The 19,101-nt window shown below is 61.8% G+C and carries 19 protein-coding genes; 5 read left to right on the top strand and 14 right to left on the bottom strand.

Going from position 1 to position 19,101, the window contains the following annotated elements; all coding sequences use genetic code 11:
- Positions 1 to 8: 8 nt before the first annotated feature.
- Positions 9 to 1,283 (bottom strand): OprD family porin, encoded by a 1,275-nt coding sequence (locus tag NJC38_RS10070; RefSeq protein ID WP_253114229.1) that lies wholly within the window; start codon positions 1,281 to 1,283, stop codon positions 9 to 11.
- A 319-nt stretch (positions 1,284 to 1,602) separates the two neighbouring features.
- Between NJC38_RS10070 and mhpT the strand changes: the two genes are divergently transcribed.
- Positions 1,603 to 2,814, top strand: coding sequence for a 3-(3-hydroxy-phenyl)propionate transporter MhpT (gene mhpT, locus NJC38_RS10065; RefSeq protein WP_253114005.1), 1,212 nt, complete (start codon positions 1,603 to 1,605; stop codon positions 2,812 to 2,814).
- 62 nt (positions 2,815 to 2,876) lie between these two features.
- On the opposite strand, the gene NJC38_RS10060 is transcribed toward mhpT, so the two are convergent.
- The 6 genes from NJC38_RS10060 to exbB form a co-directional block, all read right to left on the bottom strand.
- On the bottom strand, positions 2,877 to 4,274 hold the full coding sequence (locus NJC38_RS10060) for an aminoacyl-tRNA deacylase and HDOD domain-containing protein (RefSeq protein WP_045485006.1): 1,398 nt from the start codon (positions 4,272 to 4,274) through the stop codon (positions 2,877 to 2,879).
- Between the two features lie 85 nt (positions 4,275 to 4,359).
- Entirely contained in the window at positions 4,360 to 6,435 is a 2,076-nt protein-coding gene (gene recG / locus NJC38_RS10055) for an ATP-dependent DNA helicase RecG (protein WP_253113990.1), read from the bottom strand.
- Between the two features lie 2 nt (positions 6,436 to 6,437).
- Positions 6,438 to 7,370 carry a hydrogen peroxide-inducible genes activator gene (locus tag NJC38_RS10050; RefSeq protein WP_045485012.1) on the bottom strand — a complete coding sequence of 311 codons (933 nt, stop codon included), beginning with the start codon at positions 7,368 to 7,370 and terminating at the stop codon, positions 6,438 to 6,440.
- 150 nt (positions 7,371 to 7,520) lie between these two features.
- The gene (locus NJC38_RS10045; protein WP_253113983.1) at positions 7,521 to 8,273 is read right to left on the bottom strand and encodes an energy transducer TonB; all 753 of its coding nucleotides are present in this window, start codon (positions 8,271 to 8,273) and stop codon (positions 7,521 to 7,523) included.
- The gene (gene exbD, locus NJC38_RS10040; protein WP_045485015.1) at positions 8,270 to 8,695 is read right to left on the bottom strand and encodes a TonB system transport protein ExbD; all 426 of its coding nucleotides are present in this window, start codon (positions 8,693 to 8,695) and stop codon (positions 8,270 to 8,272) included. The genes NJC38_RS10045 and exbD overlap by 4 nt, the downstream gene beginning before the upstream one ends.
- A gap of 3 nt (positions 8,696 to 8,698) precedes the next feature.
- On the bottom strand, positions 8,699 to 9,685 hold the full coding sequence (exbB, locus tag NJC38_RS10035; protein WP_253113979.1) for a tonB-system energizer ExbB: 987 nt from the start codon (positions 9,683 to 9,685) through the stop codon (positions 8,699 to 8,701).
- Between the two features lie 203 nt (positions 9,686 to 9,888).
- Between exbB and NJC38_RS10030 the strand changes: the two genes are divergently transcribed.
- A complete protein-coding gene (locus NJC38_RS10030; RefSeq protein WP_045485017.1) occupies positions 9,889 to 10,737 on the top strand; it encodes an SDR family oxidoreductase in 849 nt (282 codons plus the stop codon).
- A gap of 45 nt (positions 10,738 to 10,782) precedes the next feature.
- Here NJC38_RS10030 and NJC38_RS10025 read toward each other — a convergent pair whose 3' ends face one another.
- The 6 genes from NJC38_RS10025 to NJC38_RS10000 form a co-directional block, all read right to left on the bottom strand.
- The gene (locus NJC38_RS10025; RefSeq protein ID WP_253113972.1) at positions 10,783 to 11,520 is read right to left on the bottom strand and encodes a hypothetical protein; all 738 of its coding nucleotides are present in this window, start codon (positions 11,518 to 11,520) and stop codon (positions 10,783 to 10,785) included.
- A 58-nt stretch (positions 11,521 to 11,578) separates the two neighbouring features.
- Entirely contained in the window at positions 11,579 to 11,959 is a 381-nt protein-coding gene (locus NJC38_RS10020; protein ID WP_045485023.1) for a RidA family protein, read from the bottom strand.
- 22 nt (positions 11,960 to 11,981) lie between these two features.
- Positions 11,982 to 14,087 (bottom strand): bifunctional GTP diphosphokinase/guanosine-3',5'-bis pyrophosphate 3'-pyrophosphohydrolase, encoded by a 2,106-nt coding sequence (spoT, locus tag NJC38_RS10015; RefSeq protein WP_045485025.1) that lies wholly within the window; start codon positions 14,085 to 14,087, stop codon positions 11,982 to 11,984.
- A 60-nt stretch (positions 14,088 to 14,147) separates the two neighbouring features.
- Positions 14,148 to 14,411, bottom strand: a complete 264-nt coding sequence (gene rpoZ, locus NJC38_RS10010) for a DNA-directed RNA polymerase subunit omega (protein ID WP_045485028.1) — start codon at positions 14,409 to 14,411, stop codon at positions 14,148 to 14,150.
- Positions 14,412 to 14,522: 111 nt separating this feature from the next.
- On the bottom strand, positions 14,523 to 15,143 hold the full coding sequence (gene gmk, locus NJC38_RS10005; protein ID WP_045485031.1) for a guanylate kinase: 621 nt from the start codon (positions 15,141 to 15,143) through the stop codon (positions 14,523 to 14,525).
- 13 nt (positions 15,144 to 15,156) lie between these two features.
- A complete protein-coding gene (locus NJC38_RS10000) occupies positions 15,157 to 16,020 on the bottom strand; it encodes a YicC/YloC family endoribonuclease (protein ID WP_045485034.1) in 864 nt (287 codons plus the stop codon).
- A gap of 258 nt (positions 16,021 to 16,278) precedes the next feature.
- Between NJC38_RS10000 and rph the strand changes: the two genes are divergently transcribed.
- Positions 16,279 to 17,001 (top strand): ribonuclease PH, encoded by a 723-nt coding sequence (gene rph / locus NJC38_RS09995; protein ID WP_045485038.1) that lies wholly within the window; start codon positions 16,279 to 16,281, stop codon positions 16,999 to 17,001.
- Between the two features lie 22 nt (positions 17,002 to 17,023).
- Positions 17,024 to 17,392 (top strand): DUF4870 domain-containing protein, encoded by a 369-nt coding sequence (locus NJC38_RS09990; RefSeq protein WP_253113969.1) that lies wholly within the window; start codon positions 17,024 to 17,026, stop codon positions 17,390 to 17,392.
- A gap of 121 nt (positions 17,393 to 17,513) precedes the next feature.
- Here the strand turns inward: NJC38_RS09990 and NJC38_RS09985 are convergent, their stop codons facing one another.
- The gene (locus NJC38_RS09985; RefSeq protein WP_045485044.1) at positions 17,514 to 18,293 is read right to left on the bottom strand and encodes an exodeoxyribonuclease III; all 780 of its coding nucleotides are present in this window, start codon (positions 18,291 to 18,293) and stop codon (positions 17,514 to 17,516) included.
- A gap of 80 nt (positions 18,294 to 18,373) precedes the next feature.
- Between NJC38_RS09985 and pyrE the strand changes: the two genes are divergently transcribed.
- Complete coding sequence (pyrE, locus tag NJC38_RS09980) at positions 18,374 to 19,015, top strand: orotate phosphoribosyltransferase (RefSeq protein ID WP_045485047.1); 642 nt, start codon at positions 18,374 to 18,376, stop codon at positions 19,013 to 19,015.
- The last annotated feature ends 86 nt before the right edge of the window (positions 19,016 to 19,101 follow it).

Genomic DNA, 19,101 nt, shown 5'->3' with positions numbered 1-19,101 from the left:
CAGGCGCCTCACCACAGCGGCAAGGTGTAGGTGGCCAGAAAGCGGGTCTGGTTTTCATCACGAAAGGCCGCCCCGACCGGGAAGTCGTTGCGGTAGATCGCCTTGCGCACCACAAAGCCCAGTTGCTTGAGCGGCCCGCTCTGGATCACGTAACCCAGCTCCATCTGGAATTCCCGTTCCTTGCGGTCATCGGCGTTCAGTGAGGCCAGCTCGATGTTGTCACCACGCACGTAGCGCAGCCGGCTCTTGAGCCCCGGCACGCCGAGGGCGGCGAAGTCGTAGTCATAGATGGCTTGCCAGGTACGTTCTTTGGCATTGAGAAAGTCCGAAGCCATGGTCAGCTCGCTCATCCCCATCAGTTCGGTGCCCGACACATAGGGCGTAGCCGTGTCGCCGCTCGAATGCATGTAGCCCACGCTGACCTTGTGCCCGCCAAAGCGATAACCCAGCAAGGCCGAGGCGTTGATGTTGTCGACCTTGCCAGCCTTGGCGCTGCCGGCCTCTTCGCTGAAGAAACTGCGCAGGTCGGTGGTCAGCACGCCGTCGCCCAGCGGCTGGTTGTGCAGCAGCGCCAGGGTGCTCTGCCGGTACAGGTCGTCGACCTCGGCATGGTAGAGGCGGATACCCAGGTCTTTGCTGAACTGGTAGTCACCGCCCAGATAACTCATGTGCGAAGTGGTCGCCGCGCCTCTGAAGCGGCCGTTGGGCGAAGCAATGCCCATCGCCTGATAGGAGGTGGAGTCGCGCCGGTTGATGCGGTCGATGTAGCCGGCGTTGAAGGTCAGCCCGTCGATATCTTTGGAGGTCAGGATGGTGCCGCGAAAAGTCTGTGGCAGCAGGCGCGACGGGCTGGCAAAGGCGAACGGCAGGAAGATCGACACATCGCCGGTCTTCACCGTGGTCTGGCCCCAGCGCAGCTTGCCGGTCAGGGCCAGCCGCGAGTAATCATCCGGCGCGCGCCTGTCACTGGCCGATACCGGTAGCAGCTCGGTGCCGCTGCGCTCTGGCGAGGAGTCGAGCTTGATCCCCACCAGGGCGCGGGCGTCCAGGCCAAGGCCCAGTTTGCCAGGGGTGTAGCCCGACTCCAGGTTGAGGATGAAACCCTGCGCCCACTCTCGAGCTGCGGTCTTCGCCCCGTCATCCTTGTAGTCACGGTCCAGATAATAGTTGCGCAGGGTCAACGTACCGTGGCTGTCTTCCAGCAGCCCTTCGGCATGCAGGCCGGGGCTGCACAGGCCCAGCAGAAGCAGAGGATAAGCACCCAGTCGGGCGCCATTGATCATCGGATGAGTGTCTGGCATGTCCGTGGTCCATTTATTGTTGTTGTACTGGAACGCTGTCGGCCGCCTCAGGGGCGGCCTGCGGAGCAAGAATGAAAATGCGCGAGGCGCCCGTCAACGGAAACCATCCGATAATCGAACATTAATTTTGTTATCTATTTTTACCACTGCACCGCTCTTTTTGTTAAGTCCATGTTTTAAAAGCCTTAGTCGGATAGCAAGCATTCACAGCCGACCCTTTGCTTTTTAGTTATCTTTGTTAATCTTATTTCAAGCCGCCCCCAGGTCTGCGTTTACAACAAAAACAAGAACGAGGTTATCCATGGACAGTTCACTGCGCCGCCCGGCGCCCACTATTGTGCTTTGCTTCATCGTTGCGCTGATCGAAGGCTTTGACCTGCAGGCTGCCGGCACCGCGGCGGCGGGACTGCGACACACCTTCGAGCTGGACCCGAAAATGCTCGGCTGGGTGTTCAGTGCCGGGATCATCGGCCTGCTGCCTGGTGCATTCTTCGGCGGCTGGATCGCTGACCGGATCGGTCGCAAGAAAATCCTCATCGCAGCCGTGCTGCTGTTCGGGGTGTTCTCGCTGGCCACCGCCTACGTGCAGAGCCTTACGGCATTGCTGCTGGTGCGTTTCCTGACCGGCCTGGGTCTGGGCGCCGCGCTGCCCAACCTGATTGCCTTGTGCGCTGAGGCGGTTGGCGAAGAGCGCCGCGGTACGGCGATCAGCATCATGTATGCCGGCGTACCGCTGGGCGGCGCGCTGGCGGCGGTGGTCGCCATGCTGGGCGGTGATCACTGGCAAATGACCTTCATCATCGGTGGCCTGGCGCCGCTGCTGGTGGTGCCGCTGATGATGGTCCTGCTGCCTGAATCAACGGTGTTCCGCCAGGAGGTCGATGCAAGCTCGCGGGTTTCGACCCCGCAGGCGCTGTTTGGCGAAGGCCGGGCGCGGATTACCCTGGCGCTGTGGATAAGTTATTTCTTTACCCTTACCGTGATGTACATGCTGCTCAACTGGCTGCCGTCGCTGCTGATGGGCCAGGGTTTCAGCAAGCCGGAAGCGAGCCTGGTACAGATGCTGTTCAACATCGGCGGCGCGCTGGGTTCGCTGTTCGGTGGCCTGCTGCTCGACCGCTTCAATGGCGTGAAAGTGGTGATTGGCGTGTACCTGGGGTTGCTGGCGTCGCTGATTGGCGTCGGACTCTCGGTGGGGATCGTGCCCATGGCCATCGCCGGCTTCTCGGTAGGTGTATTCGTGATGGCCGCGCAGCTGGTGCTGTACGCCATGGCCCCGCCCTCCTACCCGACTGCCGTGCGCGCTACCGGAGTGGGCGCCGCGGTGGCCATCGGCCGCCTTGGGTCAGTGGCCGGTCCTTTGGCCGCCGGGCAGATTCTCGCCGCCGGGGCCGGCACCAGCGGCGTGCTGCTGGCGACCTCGCCGGGGCTGGTGATTGCCGCGCTGGCGATCATCACCGTAGTCGCCCGACCGGGCCTGGCAACGCGAGCGCCACTGAAGACAGCCAATTAAGGGCTGAATGCAAAACGCCCCCGACAGATACCTGTCGGGGGCGTTTTTATTGCTTGGGCAATTTAGTGAGCGAACTGCGCCGCCAGCTCGCGCAGCATCACTTCAGCATCCAGCACCTTGCGCACCGACTCTTCAGCTTTCTCGCGGCTGATGTTCAGGCGCTCGAACAGCTCGTCAGGGATGCTCTCGACCGGACCGGAGCCGATCCCGTGTTGCCGCAGCAGTTGCACCGCCAGATACACCAGGTTGGCATATTCGCAGTGCTCGCCCGCGTATTGCGGGTCGTGCTGGAAGCGCAGTGCAGTGGCCAGTTCATCCGGCATGTCCCAGGAACGCATCAGCCAGGCACCGATCTGCTCGCGGCTGATGCCCAGCAGATGCTGTTCGACGTAGCTGTGATGCAGGTGCGGATTGACCTCCAGCTGGCGGCAGATCAGCGAGAAATGTGGCGGGAACACATGGGCCAGCAACAGGTAGCCAAAGTTGTGCAGCAGGCCGGCCAGGTAAGTCAGGCCCGCTTCAGGACGCTTGGCGCGCGGGATGGCGCGGGTCAGCCCTTCGATGACCGCCGCGGTGTAGATCGACTGCTGCCAGTACGGGGTGGTCTGCTGCGGGTGATCCTTGGGCAGGCTCAGGGTCTTGCCCAGTGCCAGACCCAGCGCCAGATTGATCACCAGATCGAAGCCCAGCACCCGAACAATCGCGTCTTCCACCGAACGGATCTTGCCGGTCGAGGCGTAGTAAGGCGAAGCCGCCCAACTGACCACCTGCGCGGCCAGGGCCGGGTCGGTTTCCACGACACCGGTGATGTCATCGATGGTGGCATCGGGGTCGACCCGCAGCTTGATGATTTTCTGCGCAGTACCAGCCAGCGGCGGGATTTCCAGGGTCGCTTCCAGGCGCTGCTGAATGCGTCGTGCGGTGAACGCATGAACGGCCTGGGTGATTTCTTCGCGGTCGTCGTCAGGACGGTCGAAGTTGGGCTGAACCAGAGCAACCAGTTGCCCGAAGTTGGCCGCGCTGGCCTTGCTCAGCATGCCCTTGAAATCATCACTGGCGATTTCCAGCAGCAGGCCCGGCTCACCGGACCCCACCAGCAGCGACGATTGCTGCAGCAACCGTTCGTCGTACAGGCACGGCGAGCTGGTCAGTGCCGGCAGGCCGGGCAGGCTTTGCAGGTTGTGTTTGACCAGCATGCGCGACAGGCGCTCATAAGAGACCGCCTTGAGTTCGCGGCCGGTCAACTCGGTGATGCGGTTCAAATCGAGCAGTTGGTTCTGCGGGAACAGAATCAGCAGCGCGCCGACGGCGTCTTCGACGAGTACGGCTTGCACCTTGCGCTCGACAGGTAACGTGACATCGTCCACGACTTCCTGGTAGCGGATGGACAATTTTTCCAACAACTGCCGGATTACGGACGGGGTGTGGAGAGAGTCATCGACGTGGGCTACTTCTGTCATGGTCTGAGTCCAATTCCTACATTTTGTGCAGTATAACCAGCTTATCGAGCCTCAGCCCGGCGAGCATGTAAAAGCGTTGTCTACATCACACCTGACCATATTGCTGGCCGTGACGCAACCAGCGGTCAAGCAATGGGCTGACATGTTGCGGCCAGCGTTCCAGCAGCGCCTGGGCTGCATCGCGCACCGCCGGGAGCAGGTCGGCATCGCGCATCAGATCAGCGACCTTGAATTGCAGCAGGCCGGTCTGGCGGGTGCCGAGCATCTCGCCGGGGCCACGAATTTCCAGGTCTTTTTCGGCGATCACGAAGCCGTCGTTGGTCTCACGCATGATGCCCAGACGTTGACGGCCGATTTGTGACAACGGTGGATGATAGAGCAACACGCAGTGACTGACCGCACTGCCGCGCCCTACCCGACCGCGCAACTGATGCAGTTGAGCCAGGCCCAGACGCTCGGGGTTCTCGATGATCATCAGGCTGGCGTTAGGCACGTCTACGCCGACTTCAATGACAGTAGTGGCAACCAGCAGCTGAACGGTTCCCTGTTTGAACTCGGCCATGATCGCGGCCTTCTCGGCAGGCTTCATCCGTCCGTGGATCAGGCCGACGCGCAATTCGCCCAGGGCCATGCTCAATTCTTCGAAGGACGTCTCGGCCGCCTTGCAGGTCAGCTCTTCGGATTCTTCAATCAGGGTGCAGACCCAATAGGCCTGGCGACCTTCGGCGCAGGCGGCGCGCACCCGCTCAATGACTTCTACGCGTCGACTGTCGGCGACCAGAACGGTATTGACCGGCGTACGGCCAGGCGGCAATTCGTCTAGGATCGAAGTATCCAGGTCGGCATAAGCGCTCATCGCCAGGGTGCGCGGGATCGGGGTCGCGGTCATGATCAACTGGTGCGGGCACATCCGCCCGCCGACACCTTTGCTACGCAGGGCCAGACGCTGCTGGACACCGAAGCGGTGCTGTTCGTCGATGATCACCAAGGCAAGGTTCTTGAACTGCACCTCGTCCTGAAACAACGCATGGGTGCCGACCACCATGGGTGCGCCGCCAGCGATCTGCTCCAGCGCCGAGACCCGGGCCTTGCCCTTGAGCTTGCCAGCCAGCCAGGCAACCTCGATGCCCAGCGGCTCCAGCCAGCGCTGGAAATTGAAGTAGTGCTGTTCGGCAAGGATCTCGGTGGGCGCCATCAACGCCACCTGATAGCCCGCCTCGATAGCCTGCAGCGCGGCCAGCGCCGCCACCACGGTCTTGCCCGCGCCAACATCGCCCTGAATCAGGCGCAGCATCGGCTCGGACAGGCTGAGGTCGTAGGCAACCTCTTTACCGACCCGCTGCTGGGCGCCGGTCGGGACAAAGCCCAGATTGCCCAGAAACAGTCCAGGCAAGCGTGTGGCAGGCGGCATGGCCGGTGCCTGCTGGGCACGCAGGCTCTCGCGCAGACGCTGTTGCGACAACTGGTGAGTCAGCAGCTCTTCAAAGGCCAGCCGATGCTGTGCCCAGTGGTGCCCCAGGGCCAGCTCTTCGACATCGGCGTCGGCCGGCGGATGATGCAGGTAACGGATGGCGTCATCCAGTGGTGCCAGTTGGTAGTCGCTGATCAGTTCTTTGGGCAGCCAGTCCGGCAGGCTTTGCGGGCCGAGCATGGCCAGGCTCTGCTGGCTGAGCTGACGCAGGCGCTGTTGGGTCAGGCCTTCGGTAGTCGGGTAGATCGGTGTCAGGGTCTGCTCTACCGGCGGTGCTTCATCGCCGCTCAGGGCGCGGTATTCGGGGTGGTAAATCTCCAGACCCGAAGCGCCGGGGCGGGCCTCACCGAAACAGCGCAGCGGCGTGCCGCGCTTGAGGCCTTCTTTCTGGGCATTGCTGAAGTGGTAGAAGCGCAGGCTGACCGTACCACTGCCGTCGCCCAGGCGCACCAGCAGGCTGCGGCGCTTGCCCATCACCACATCGGCGCCGCTGACCACGCCCTCGATGACCGCATCCTGGCCGGGCCGCAACTGGCCGATAGGCACCACCCGGGTGCGGTCCTGGTAGCGCAGCGGCAGGTGGAACAGCACATCCTGCAGGTTCTCCAGCCCTACCCTGGCGAGTTTTTCAGCCATCGCCTCACCGACACCCTTGAGTGCCGTGACCGGGACCTGAGAAAGCTCGTTCATCGCTAGACTGCCTGGCCCGCTTCTGCCTTGGGACGGGCCACGGAACACAAACGCACCGAGTCAGCCAGAATTTCGATGGCTTTAGGCCGCGGGAAGCTGGCACGCCAGGCGATGGCGACAGTGCGAAATGGGGTTGGTGGCGTCAACGGACGGACCTCGATCACGCCTGGCGCATAGTGATGGCTGTGGACCGCCGACAGCGGCAGGATCGATACGCCAAGCCCTGAGGCAACCATGTGCCGAATGGTTTCCAGCGAGCTGGACTCGACGGTGGTGTGCCGGGCGCCTTCGCTGTTCTTGGTCAGTGTCGGGCACGCTTCCAGAACCTGATCGCGGAAACAATGGCCTTCGCCAAGCAGCAACAGGCTCTTGTCGTTCAACGCGGAGGAGTCGATGGTCTGCTTGCGTGTCCAGGGGTGCTCGGCCGGCATCAGCACGTAGAACGGCTCGTCGTACAGCGGCAGCGTCAGCACGTCTGCTTCGTTGAACGGCAACGCGATGATCACGGCGTCCAGCTCGCCGTTACGCAGCTTGTCGCGCAGCACGTGGGTGAAGTTTTCTTCGATGTACAACGGCATCTGCGGGGCAACCCGGTGCAGTTGTGGAATCAGGTGCGGGAACAGGTATGGACCGACGGTGTAGATGGCGCCGACCTTGAGCGGAGCAGTCAGCTGGTTCTTGCCGGCCTGGGCCAGTTCGCGGATGCCCTGGGCCTGTTCGAGGACTTTCTGGGCCTGGGCGACAATGCCCTCACCGACCGGAGTCAGGCGTACTGCACTCTTGCTGCGTTCGAAGATCAGTACACCGAGCTCGTCTTCGAGCTTTTTCACGCCGACCGACAGCGTAGGCTGGCTGACATGGCAACGTTCGGCAGCATGGCCGAAGTGCTGCTCTTGAGCGAGCGTGACGATATAGCGCAATTCTGTAAGGGTCATAACGTGCGTCCATGTGGTTGCGCGCCCAGCATAGCGGCTGCAATCAATAGACGCACGTTATCAAAGGCGCATCTGTGTATCAAAAAACCGATTCAGGAGCGGTACGCAAAGCGGCGGCCGTCATGGCCCGCCAACTTTGCGTCTGGCCTGTCAGCGTTTATCCAGGGAATAAACGAAGGGTGCCAGAATCTCGATCGAACCGTTGTTCAGTACTTCAGCCGGAGGCTTGGGTACCGGTTGCGCACGGCGGATCATCTCCAGTGTGGCGCGGTCCAGTGACGGGCTGCCGGAACTGCTGGCGATCTCGAAGGACAACACGTTGCCCTGCGCATCGACCACGAAGCGCAGTCTGGCCACCCCTTGCATGCCACGACGACGGGCATCCTCAGGGTACTTCTTGTACTTGGCCAGGTGCCGCAGCAGGTCGCTCTGCCAGCTTGGCAGCGCGTTGCTCGGTGGCGACGGCGGGCTAGGCGGCGTCGTCGGCGCGGCAGCCTTGTCAACCTTGGCCGGAGTTGGCGGTGTATCCACCGGTTTCTCGTCGGCCGGTTCTTCCTTGGGCGGCTCAGGCTTCTTCTCGATCGGCTTTTTCGGCTGAGGTTTGGGCTTGGGCTTTTCCACTTTCTTGGGCACGACGATTTCCGGCTTCGGCGCCTCGGCGACCTCAGGCATCGGAATCTCTTCTTCCGGTGCAGGTGGCGTCGGTGGCTGCACGACCGCTGGAGGCGGTGGCGGCAGTGGCTCGGGCAGTGGTGGAAGCTCGATCATCATCGCAGGCGGCGGCAGTTCGATTGCCTGGGAGGCCGGCCAGCGCAGTGCCAGATACACTGCAACGGCATGCACGACCAGCACCAACAACAGACTACCGCTATAGCGCGTCAGTGTTTGGCGCATGCTGGTCATTTTTTCCCAACCGTCTCAAGGCCTACCAGGCCGACCTTCAGATAACCGGCAGCGCGCAGGGTGTTCATGACTTCCATCAGGTCGCCGTAATCCACGCCCTTGTCAGCCTGGAAGAAGATGGTGGTGTCCTTCTTGCCCTTGGTGCGCTGGTCCAGCACCTGGCCGATCTGCTCGCGAGGAATCTGATCGTTGCCCAGGTACAGGTTCTTGTCAGCCTTGACGCTGAGGAACACCGGCTTTTCCGGTCGCGGTTGCGGCTGTGCGGTTGAGGCCGGCAGGTCAACCTTGATGTCCACGGTGGCCAGCGGGGCGGCCACCATGAAGATGATCAACAGAACCAGCATGACGTCGATGAACGGCGTCACGTTGATTTCATGGTTCTCGGCGAGATCGTCGCCGCCTTCATTCAGATGCAGACCCACGTGTCAGCCCACCTTGGACATTTGCGGTTGCTGTTGGCTGCGCTCGCTTGGCTCTGGCAGGTGGTCCAGGTCACGGCTGACCAGCAGCAGCACCTGAGCCGATGCGTCGGAGACCTGCGCCTTGTAACCGGCGATGGAGCGGGCGAAGACGTTGTAGATCACCACCGCTGGAATCGCTGCGACCAGACCGATGGCCGTGGCCAGCAGGGCTTCGGCAATACCAGGGGCCACGACCGCCAGGTTGGTGGTCTGGGTCTTGGCGATACCGATGAAGCTGTTCATGATGCCCCATACGGTACCGAACAGACCGACGAACGGCGCGGTGGAACCGATGGTCGCCAGTACCCCGGTGCCGGTGCTCATGGTCCGGCCACTGTTGGCCACAATACGCTCCAGACGGAAGCTGACACGCTCTTTGATGCCTTCGCGTTCACGGCTATTGGCCGATAGACGCATCTCTTCGAGGGCGTCGTGCACCAGAACATGTGCCAGCGTGCCTTCGGCACGGTTCAGCTCGGCGGCTTCGCTGAGGGTACGGGCCTTTTTCAGGCTCGGCACTTCATTGCGCAGGCGACGTTTGGCGCCCAGCAGCTCAAGGCCCTTGGCGATCCAGATGGTCCAGGTGATGATCGAGGCCAGGGCCAGACCGATCATGACGGCCTTCACCACGATGTCGGCGTTCTGGTACATGCCCCACGGCGACAGGTCATGCGCGGACATGCCCAGGCTGTTCTCGCCCTCAAGTGCCAGCGAATCGTCAGCCGCCACGGGCGTTACGGCCGGGGTGGCGCTCGGCGCTGCAGTGGCATTGCCCGCTGGCGCCGGGGCGCTGGCCGCCGCTGGTGCTGCGCTATTGGCGGTCGGTGCGGCCTGATCGGCAAAGGCTGCCGGGGCGAGCGTCAGGCTCAACACAAGTGCGGCTGCCGCGCGCCAGGCGCGAGACATGCCGAAAAGCGTGGTTAGCGAGGCGGGTGATGGAGTGCGTGTCATGCTGGCCGGACCTGAATGTATATAGAACATAATGCGCAATCATGAAGAAACTGCGCAGGTGCGTTAACAAAGGGCGGCCATTATTGCAAATCGTTCTTGTTAACTAAAGTAATAATGTATCTTTTTTTGCCACAAATTTGGCTACAGCATTAAATTTTGTGAAATTTCATGGATTTACTGCCGAGCTTGAGAGGAGAAATCTGATGTCTACCCCGAAGGTGGTGATCGCTGGCTGTGGTGATGTGGGCTCGCGTCTGGCTATTGAATTACAAGCACTTGGCTGGGATGTACAGGGGCTACGCCGCAATATTGCCGCGCTGCCGGAAGGTATTTCCGGTATCGCGGCAGATTTGTTTGCAGCGGCTCTGCCCAAGGGCTGGCCAAGCGGCAGCATTGACTATCTGGTGTATTGCGCAACGCCTTCGCAACGCGATGAGGCCGGCTATCGACAGGCGTATGTCGAAGGCCTGCAACATACACTGAGCTGGGTGCGCCAGTCGGGCCAACAGCCGCGCCGCGTTGTCTTTGTTTCCAGCACCGGGGTGTACGGCCAACAGCAAGGCGAATGGATCGACGAAACATCAGCCACTGAGGCTGAGCGGTTTTCCGGCCAGGTCTTGCTGGAGGCCGAGCGCGTGGCACTCGATTGCGGCTGGCCAGCCAGTGTCGTGCGCCTGGCCGGGATCTACGGTCCAGGCCGCAGCGATCTGTCGGGCAAGGTGCGCGAGGGCTATCGGGTAGCGATTGATCCGCCAGTGTATGCCAACCGTATTCACGCCGACGATGCCGCAGGCTTGCTGGCGCATCTGCTCAAGGCCGACGCCGAGGGTGTGGTGCTACAGGATTGCTATCTGGGGGTCGATGACGAGCCGGCAGCGCTGGCCGAGGTGGTGGCCTGGATGCGCGAGTATCTGGGGGTTAGCCAATGGTCCGAGCAGCAGGTGTTGCGCCGGGCCGGCAGCAAGCGCTGCAGCAATGCCCGGGCGCGGGCACTGGGCTGGACGCCGCGCTACCCGGATTATCGCGCCGGGTATGCGGCGTTGCTGGGTTGATCAACGGTCGGCGCAGCGGCGACATCTTCGCCGCTAAAGCGGCTCCTACTGTTGCTCAAGCAGCCAGCGGCGCTGGCCGGGACGCAGCTGAGGCATTTCATCGGCTTCAGCGGTGTTGATGGCCTGGAAAATCTCCAGCTGCCGGCCTTTGCGGGCAAAGATCCACGGTGCACCCTGTTCGGCGCGCTCCAGCCACATGCTGTCGTACTCGCCGCTCATGGCTGCACAGTCACCTGCCAGGCACAGCGCATAGCGATCGTTGCCGCCCAGCCCCTGCACTCGGCCATCGGGCGAGAACTGAACGCTGCTGCCCTGGCCGTCGCCACTGACAATGGTCCATTTGCCGCCCAGATAAGCCGAGTACAGCGCATGCTCAAAGCTGCTGCCCGGTGGCGCATCGGCAGCGAGGCTGACCTTGGGTTTGACGAAGCGCTGCTCAGGACCTGACTCGCTGGCCGCCTGGGTCAGCTGGCTGCCATCAATGCTCAGGTCTTCGAAGAAGTTGCCATAGAACTCGATACGCAGCTTGCCGGCCTTGGACTCGATGATCTTGCCTTCGCCGAGCTCAAAGCCATTGGAAAAAGATGCCTGGCCGGCCTTGGTGTCGACCTGCCATTCCAGATTCGGGCCGCTGGACAACATGGCTTCACGCATGTTGCTGCCTTTGACGGCGGCATCAATGGCATTCTGATTGATCCAGATACCATCGGGGTTGACGTCGGTATGGCTGGCACAGCCACTGACGAGTGCGGCCAACAGCGTAAGGGCAAGCGCACGACGCATAAGGGAATCCTTTCTTTGCACAGGATGACGCAGCGCCTGGACGCTGCGCCGGGGCGGTTTACTCAAGGACCAGAATGGCGTCCATTTCGACCTGCGAGCCGCGTGGCAGTGCGGCAACGCCGATGGCGGCGCGGGCCGGGTAAGGCTGCTCGAAGTACTTGCCCATGATCTCGTTGACCTTGGCGAAGTGGCCCAGGTCAGTGAGAAAGATGTTCAGTTTGACGATGTCTTTGAACGAGCCGCCAGCCGCTTCGGCGACGGACTTCAGGTTTTCGAAGACCTGGGTGATCTGGGCTTCGATGCCGTCGACCAGCTCCATGGTGTTCGGGTCCAGCGGGATCTGCCCGGACATGTAAACGGTGTTGCCCGCCTTGATGGCCTGGGAATAGGTGCCGATGGCGGCAGGTGCCTTGTCGCTGTTGATGACAGTCTTGGACATGAGAACTCCTGTTAAAGGGGTGTCAGGCGCGCATGCGGGTGATGCGGGTTACCCCGGCCAGGGCGCGCAGCTTTTTGATGACGCGGGCCAGGTGTACGCGATCGTGCACGCTGACCACCAGTTGGACCACGCTGATGCGACCATCGCGCTCATCCATGCTGATCTTCTCGATGTTGCCGTCGGCGGCATTGACGCTGCTGGCCAGCAGCGCGATCAGGCCACGCTGGTGCTCAAGCTCGACGCGCAACTCGACGTTGAATTCGCCAGTGACATCCTTGGCCCAGGACAGATGCAGGCATTTTTCCGGGTTATGGCGGATCTCACTGATATTGCGGCAGTTTTCCAGGTGCACGACCATGCCCTTGCCCGCCGACAGGTGGCCGACGATCGGGTCGCCCGGAATCGGCGTGCAGCACTTGGCATAACTGAGCACCAGGCCTTCGGTGCCGCGGATCGCCAGCGGGCCTTCAGGGCTGGGCAGTTGCTCGCCGTCACCCAGCAAGCGGCGTGCGACCACATAGGCCATGCGATTGCCCAGGCCGATGTCTTCGAGCAGATCTTCCAGGACTTCGGCGCGGTACTCGATCAGTGCGGCCTGGACGCGCTCGGCGCTGACTTTGTCCAGGCTGGTCTCGAAGCCGTTGAGTACCTTGTTGAGCAAGCGCTCGCCGAGGCTGATGGACTCGGAACGGCGCTGCAGCTTCAGGGCGTGGCGAATATGGGTACGGGCCTTGCCGGTGACCACAAAATTGAGCCAGGCCGGGTTCGGCCGGGCACCCGGCGCGCTGACGATCTCGACGGTCGAGCCGCTTTGCAGCGGCTCGGAGAGCGGAGCCAGGCGGCGGTTGATGCGGCAGGCGATGCAACTGTTGCCGACGTCAGTGTGCACGGCGTAGGCAAAATCCACCGCCGTGGAGCCTTTTGGCAGCTCCATGATCCGCCCCTTGGGGGTGAACACGTAGACTTCGTCGGGGAACAGGTCGATCTTGACGCTTTCGATGAATTCCAGCGAGTTGCCGGCGCGCTGCTGCATTTCCAGCACGCCCTTGACCCATTGCCGGGCGCGGGCATGGGAGCCCTTGGGCTGCTCGTCATCACTGGACTTGTAAAGCCAGTGCGCGGCGATGCCGTTATTGGCCATTTCTTCCATTTCGCGGGTGCGAATCTGGATTTCGATGGGCACCCCGTGCATACCGAACAGCGTGGTATGCAGCGACTGGTAGCCGTTGGCCTTGGGGATCGCAATGTAATCCTTGAAACGCCCAGGCAGTGGCTTGTAGAGGTTGTGTACGGCGCCCAGTACCCGGTAGCAGGTATCGACCTTGTCGACGATGATGCGAAACGCATACACGTCCATGATTTCGTTGAAGGCCCGGCGCTTGCCGCGCATCTTCTTGTAGATGCCGTACAGGTGTTTCTGGCGGCCGCTGACATCGCCTTCGATGCCGTCCACTGCCAGACAGTGGCTCAACGACTCTTCGATCTTGTTGACCAGTTCCTTGCGGTTGCCACGGGCGCGCTTGACCGCCTGGTGAATGCGCGAGGAGCGCATCGGGTACATGGCCTTGAAGCCCAGGTCTTCGAACTCGATGCGTACACTGTGCATGCCCAGCCGGTTGGCGATGGGGGCATAGATCTCGAGGGTTTCCTTGGCGATTCGCCGGCGTTTTTCGCCGGACAGCACCTCAAGGGTACGCATGTTATGCAGGCGGTCGGCAAGCTTGACCAGGATCACGCGAATATCGCGGGCCATGGCCATGGCCATTTTCTGGAAGTTTTCCGCCTGGGCCTCGGCCTTGGTCTCGAAGTTCATCTGGGTCAGCTTGCTGACCCCGTCGACCAGGTCTGCGACGGTCTCACCGAACTGCGCACTGAGCGCTTCCTTGGCGATGCCGGTGTCTTCGATGACGTCATGCAGCATCGCAGCCATCAGGCTCTGATGGTCCATGTGCATGTCAGCGAGGATATTGGCGACGGCCAAAGGGTGGGTGACGTAGGCTTCGCCGCTGCGACGGCGCTGGCCGTCGTGGGCTTGCTCGGCGTAGAAATACGCGCGACGGACCAGGTTGACCTGATCCTTGCCTAAATAGGCCGAAATGCGTTCGGCGAGGGCGTCTATGCTCGGCAAGGCGCTACCCCCTGCCGATGGCTCTTACCCTGCGCCGTACCACATCGACCCGGCATAGGCTTAAACGGCCTCGCTGGACTCGTCCTCGAAGGCGGCAAACAATGGCTCGTCTTCGACGATTTCAGCTTCGGCGATCACTGCATTGTCGATCAGGCCGGCGGCGATTTCGCGCAGGGCAAGTACGGTAGGCTTGTCGTTTTCCCAAGCCAGCTTGGGCTCTTTGCCGCCAGTGGCGAGCTGACGCGAACGCTTGGTAGCGAGCATGACCAGCTCGAAGCGGTTATCGACGTGTTCCAGGCAGTCTTCAACAGTCACGCGGGCCATGGTATTCCTCGTAGCAAATGCGTATGCGCGGTGCCCGGATGGGCGAGCGGACTCGGTAGTGTACAAGCGGTCGGTGGCAAGCTTCAAGCGGCAAGCCACAAGCGGGCCGATTCAGGCCAGCAATTGGCTGAGCAGCTCCTGGTGCTGACGCGCCTGATGCGCCTGACTCAAACGGTTGGCACGGAAAATGGCTTTCAGATCCTGCAACGCGACGTCAAAATTGTCGTTGATCACCAGGTAGTCATAAGCGGCGTAATGACTCATCTCGCTGACCGCTTCGCGCATCCGCCCTTCGATGATCTCGTCGCTGTCCTGGCCACGGTTGTTCAAGCGCTGGCGCAGCGCTTCGCGGCTGGGCGGCAAAATGAAGATCGAGCGTGCGTCGGGCATCAGGTTGCGCACTTGTTCAGCGCCCTGCCAGTCGATTTCCAGAATCAGGTCGTGACCGGCATCGAGCACTTGCTGCAGGCTGCTCTGCGAGGTGCCATAGAGGTTGCCGAACACTTCAGCCTGCTCCAGGAAATCGCCCTGCTCGATCATGCGCAGAAACTCGGCGCGCTCGACGAAGTGGTAGTTCACCCCGTTGGTTTCGCCCGGGCGCATGGCGCGCGTGGTGTGCGAGACGGAAACGCGAATTTGCGGCTCGTCGGCGATCAGCGCCGTGACCAGGCTGGTCTTGCCTGCCCCGGACGGGGCGGAAACGATATACAGGGTGCCGGTACTATGGGTCATGTGGGGTTCAGCCTTACTCAATATTCTGCACTTGTTCGCGCATCTGCTCGATCAACACCTTGAGGTTGACCGCGGCCTGGGTGCTGCGAGGATCGAACGCCTTGGAGCCCAGCGTGTTGGCCTCGCGGTTGAGCTCCTGCATCAGGAAGTCCAGGCGCCGCCCGGCCTGCCCGCCGGTCTTGAGCACCCGGCGCACTTCCGTGACATGGGTGTTGAGACGGTCGAGCTCTTCGGCAACGTCGCTTTTCTGGGCGAGCAGGACCATTTCCTGCTCCAGGCGCTGCGGGTCCAGCTCGGCCTTCATGTCATTGAAGCGGTCGAGGATCTTCTGCCGCTGCGCAGCCAGCATCTGCGGCACCAGAGCGCGCAGGGTGGTGACTTCCTGGCTGATGGCGTCCAGTCGCTCGCTGAGCAGCGCTGCCAGGCCCGCGCCTTCACGCGCCCGACCGTTTTTCAGCTCCTCGAGCGCTTGGCTGAACAGCGCCAGCGCAGCGCTGTTCAGTGCCTGGGGATCAGCCGCGTCGCCGACCAACACCCCAGGCCAGGCCAGTACTTCCAGCGGGTTGAGCGGGGCCGGTTGCTGGATCAGCGCGGCAACCTGCTCGGCGGCGGCGACCAGTTGCGCCGCACGCTCGCGGTCAACCTGGAGCGGTTTGCCGGCCGTTTCTTCGACAAAGCGCAAGGTGCACTCGACCTTGCCCCGTGACAGCCCTTGACGCAGCGCTTCACGAATCGCACCTTCCAGGTCGCGGAACGCTTCAGGCAAGCGCAGGTGGGGTTCGAGGTAGCGGTGGTTGACCGAGCGCAGCTCCCAGCTCAGGGTGCCTTGGGTTCCGGCCTGTTCGGCGCGGGCAAAGGCGGTCATGCTGTGCACCATGGGGTGTACCTCTATTGAGTCCCACGCGCAGCCCGGTCGCAGGCGGCGTGGAAGTCGTGAAAGTCGACAGGCTGCAAAAGCGCAGGATTGTAACGCAGGCGAGGCTGGCGCCCAAACGGCTGATGCATACAGATGCCGGCCGCTGGTCAGGGTTCCGGTATTTATGGATCGCGACCGGTCAGGCAAAGCAATTCGCGATTGAAGCTCGACAGCCCCTATAATGCTCGGCAGTTTTCCGTCCTGTACAGGTATTGCCAGATGAAACGTCCAAGTGGTCGCGCTGCCGATCAACTGCGCCCGATCCGTATCACCCGCAACTACACCAAACACGCCGAGGGCTCTGTACTGGTCGAGTTCGGGGACACCAAGGTCATCTGCACGGTCAGCGTCGAAAACGGCGTACCGCGTTTCCTCAAAGGCCAGGGCCAGGGCTGGCTGACCGCCGAATACGGCATGCTGCCGCGCGCCACCGGCGAGCGTAACCAGCGCGAAGCCAGTCGTGGCAAGCAGGGCGGCCGGACCCTCGAAATCCAGCGCCTGATCGGCCGTTCGTTGCGCGCGGCACTGGACATGTCCAAGCTGGGCGACATCACCCTGTACGTCGACTGCGACGTGATCCAGGCCGATGGCGGCACCCGAACCGCGTCGATCACCGGTTCCATGGTCGCGCTGATCGACGCCCTCAAAGTGGTCAAGAAACGCGGCGGCCTGAAGGCGGGCGATCCGCTCAAGCAGATGGTCGGCGCCGTGTCGGTCGGTATCTATCAGGGCGAGCCGGTACTTGACCTGGATTACCCCGAAGACTCCGCCGCCGAAACCGACCTTAACGTGGTGATGACCAGTGCCGGCGGCTTCATCGAAGTCCAGGGCACCGCCGAAGGAGCGCCGTTCCAGCCCGAAGAACTCAACGCGATGCTGGAACTGGCACGCAAAGGCATGGCCGAAATATTCGAACTGCAGCGCGCCGCGCTGGCTGACTGAGACACCGACCCGGGGACCTGAAATGACTGACAGCCAACAACCCTCGCTGCACAAGCCAGGCCCGCAAGCGCGGCAGTGGGCGATGCTTTGTCATCTGTCGGCGTTTTTCGGGCTGGTCTTTCCGTTCGGCAACCTGCTGGGGCCGCTGGTGCTCTGGCAGCTCAAGAAAGAGTCCGACCCGTTTATCGACGCTCAGGGCCGTGAAGCGCTGAACTTCCAGATCACCGTCAGCATTGCCGCGACCATCAGCTTCATGCTGGTGTTCGTGGTGATCGGCATACCCCTGTTGATGCTGGTCGGCCTGGGCGCCTTGGTGCTGACCATCATTGGCGGCGTAAAAGCCAATGACGGCCTGAACTACCGCTACCCGTTCACCTGGCGCCCGGTGTAGGAGCAGCTTTAGCTGCGAAGGCTTCGCGGCTAAAGCCGCTCCTACGGCGTAGACCCAAGCCTTCGCCCAATAAAAAGCCGACATCATGTCGGCTTTTTGTCGTCTGGTGGCTGACCCTCAATCAGGTGGTCAGTGTCCAGTCGTAGTCCACGATCAGCGGCGCGTGCTGCGAGAAGCGCGGCTGGCGAGGCAGGCGTGCGCTGCGTACGAAACGGCGCAGGCCCGGTGTCAGAATCTGATAGTCGAAGCGCCAGCCCAGATTGAGCATCTCGGCCTGTTCGCTGTCCGGCCACCAGCTGTACTGATCGCCTTCACGATTGACTTCACGCAGTGCATCCACATAACCCATATTGCCGACGATCTCGTCCATCCAGGCGCGCTCCGGCGCAAGGAAGCCTGGCGACTGCTGACTGTCGCGCCAGTTCTTGATGTCGAGCTTCTGCTGGGCAACATACAGCGAACCGCAGTAAATGTACTCGCGGCGCTTGCGACGCTGCTTGTCCAGATACTTGCCGAAGTCATCCATAAGCTTGAATTTCTGATTCAGGTCTTCATCGCCGTTCATGCCCGAAGGCAACAACAGGGTGGCAATGCTGACTTTGTCGAAATCTGCCTGCAGGTAACGCCCGTAGCGGTCAGCGGTCTCGAAACCCAGACCGCTGATGACCGCCTTTGGCTGCAACCGCGAGTAAAGCGCCACGCCGCCCTGGGCAGGCACCTCGGCTTCGCATGCATACAGGAAGTAACCATCCAGCTGGTAGGCTGGATCATCCAGTTCAAAGGCGGAGGCGCGGGTGTCCTGAAGGCAGATGACGTCGGCATTCTGAGCTTGCAGCCAGCTGAGCAAACCACGCTCGACTGCAGCCTGAATGCCATTTACGTTCACACTGATGATCCGCATAAATGGCCCCAAAAATCACGTGCGTGTATGATACCCGAGGTCTAATCAATTAGCTAAATCCGTGCTTTCAGGGCTTTTTCATGCAAGCGTATCAACGCGATTTCATTCGTTTTGCCATCGATCGCGGCGTGCTGCGCTTCGGTGAGTTCACTCTCAAGTCAGGGCGCACCAGCCCTTACTTCTTCAATGCCGGCCTGTTCAACAGCGGCGCCGCACTGGCGCAACTGGGGCGGTTCTACGCCTCGGCGATCGTTGACAGCGGGATCGACTTCGACGTGCTGTTCGGCCCGGCCTACAAGGGCATTCCGCTGGCGGCCGCTACCGCCGTGTCGCTGGCCGAGCATCACGACCGGGACCTGCCCTGGTGCTTCAACCGCAAGGAAGCCAAGGCCCACGGCGAGGGCGGCAGCCTGGTCGGCGCACCTTTGACCGGCAATGTGCTGATCATTGATGACGTGATTACCGCCGGTACCGCGATTCGTGAGGTCATGCAGATCATCCAGGCCCAGGACGCTACGGCGGCCGGCGTGCTGATCGCGATGAACCGCCAGGAGCGTGGCAACGGCGAGTTGTCGGCGATTCAGGAAGTCGAGCGCGACTTCGGCATTCCGGTCGTGAGCATCGTCTCGCTCAACCAGGTGCTGGAATTTCTCGCCGACGACCCACAACTCAAGCAACACCTGCCTGCAGTTCAAGCGTACAGGGCGCAATACGGCGTCTGAGGGAAACCTATGACCGGCTGGGCAAAGCACCGCAGTGATCGAAACCTGAGCAGCACGTCGCGGCGCGTCGTGCAGGCTACCGGGCT

Source organism: Pseudomonas sp. 21LCFQ010, assembly GCF_024129905.1.
Taxonomy (GTDB): domain Bacteria; phylum Pseudomonadota; class Gammaproteobacteria; order Pseudomonadales; family Pseudomonadaceae; genus Aquipseudomonas.
The sequence above is the reverse complement of the archived record's forward strand: the minus strand, read 5'-3'. Positions and strand labels throughout refer to the sequence as shown.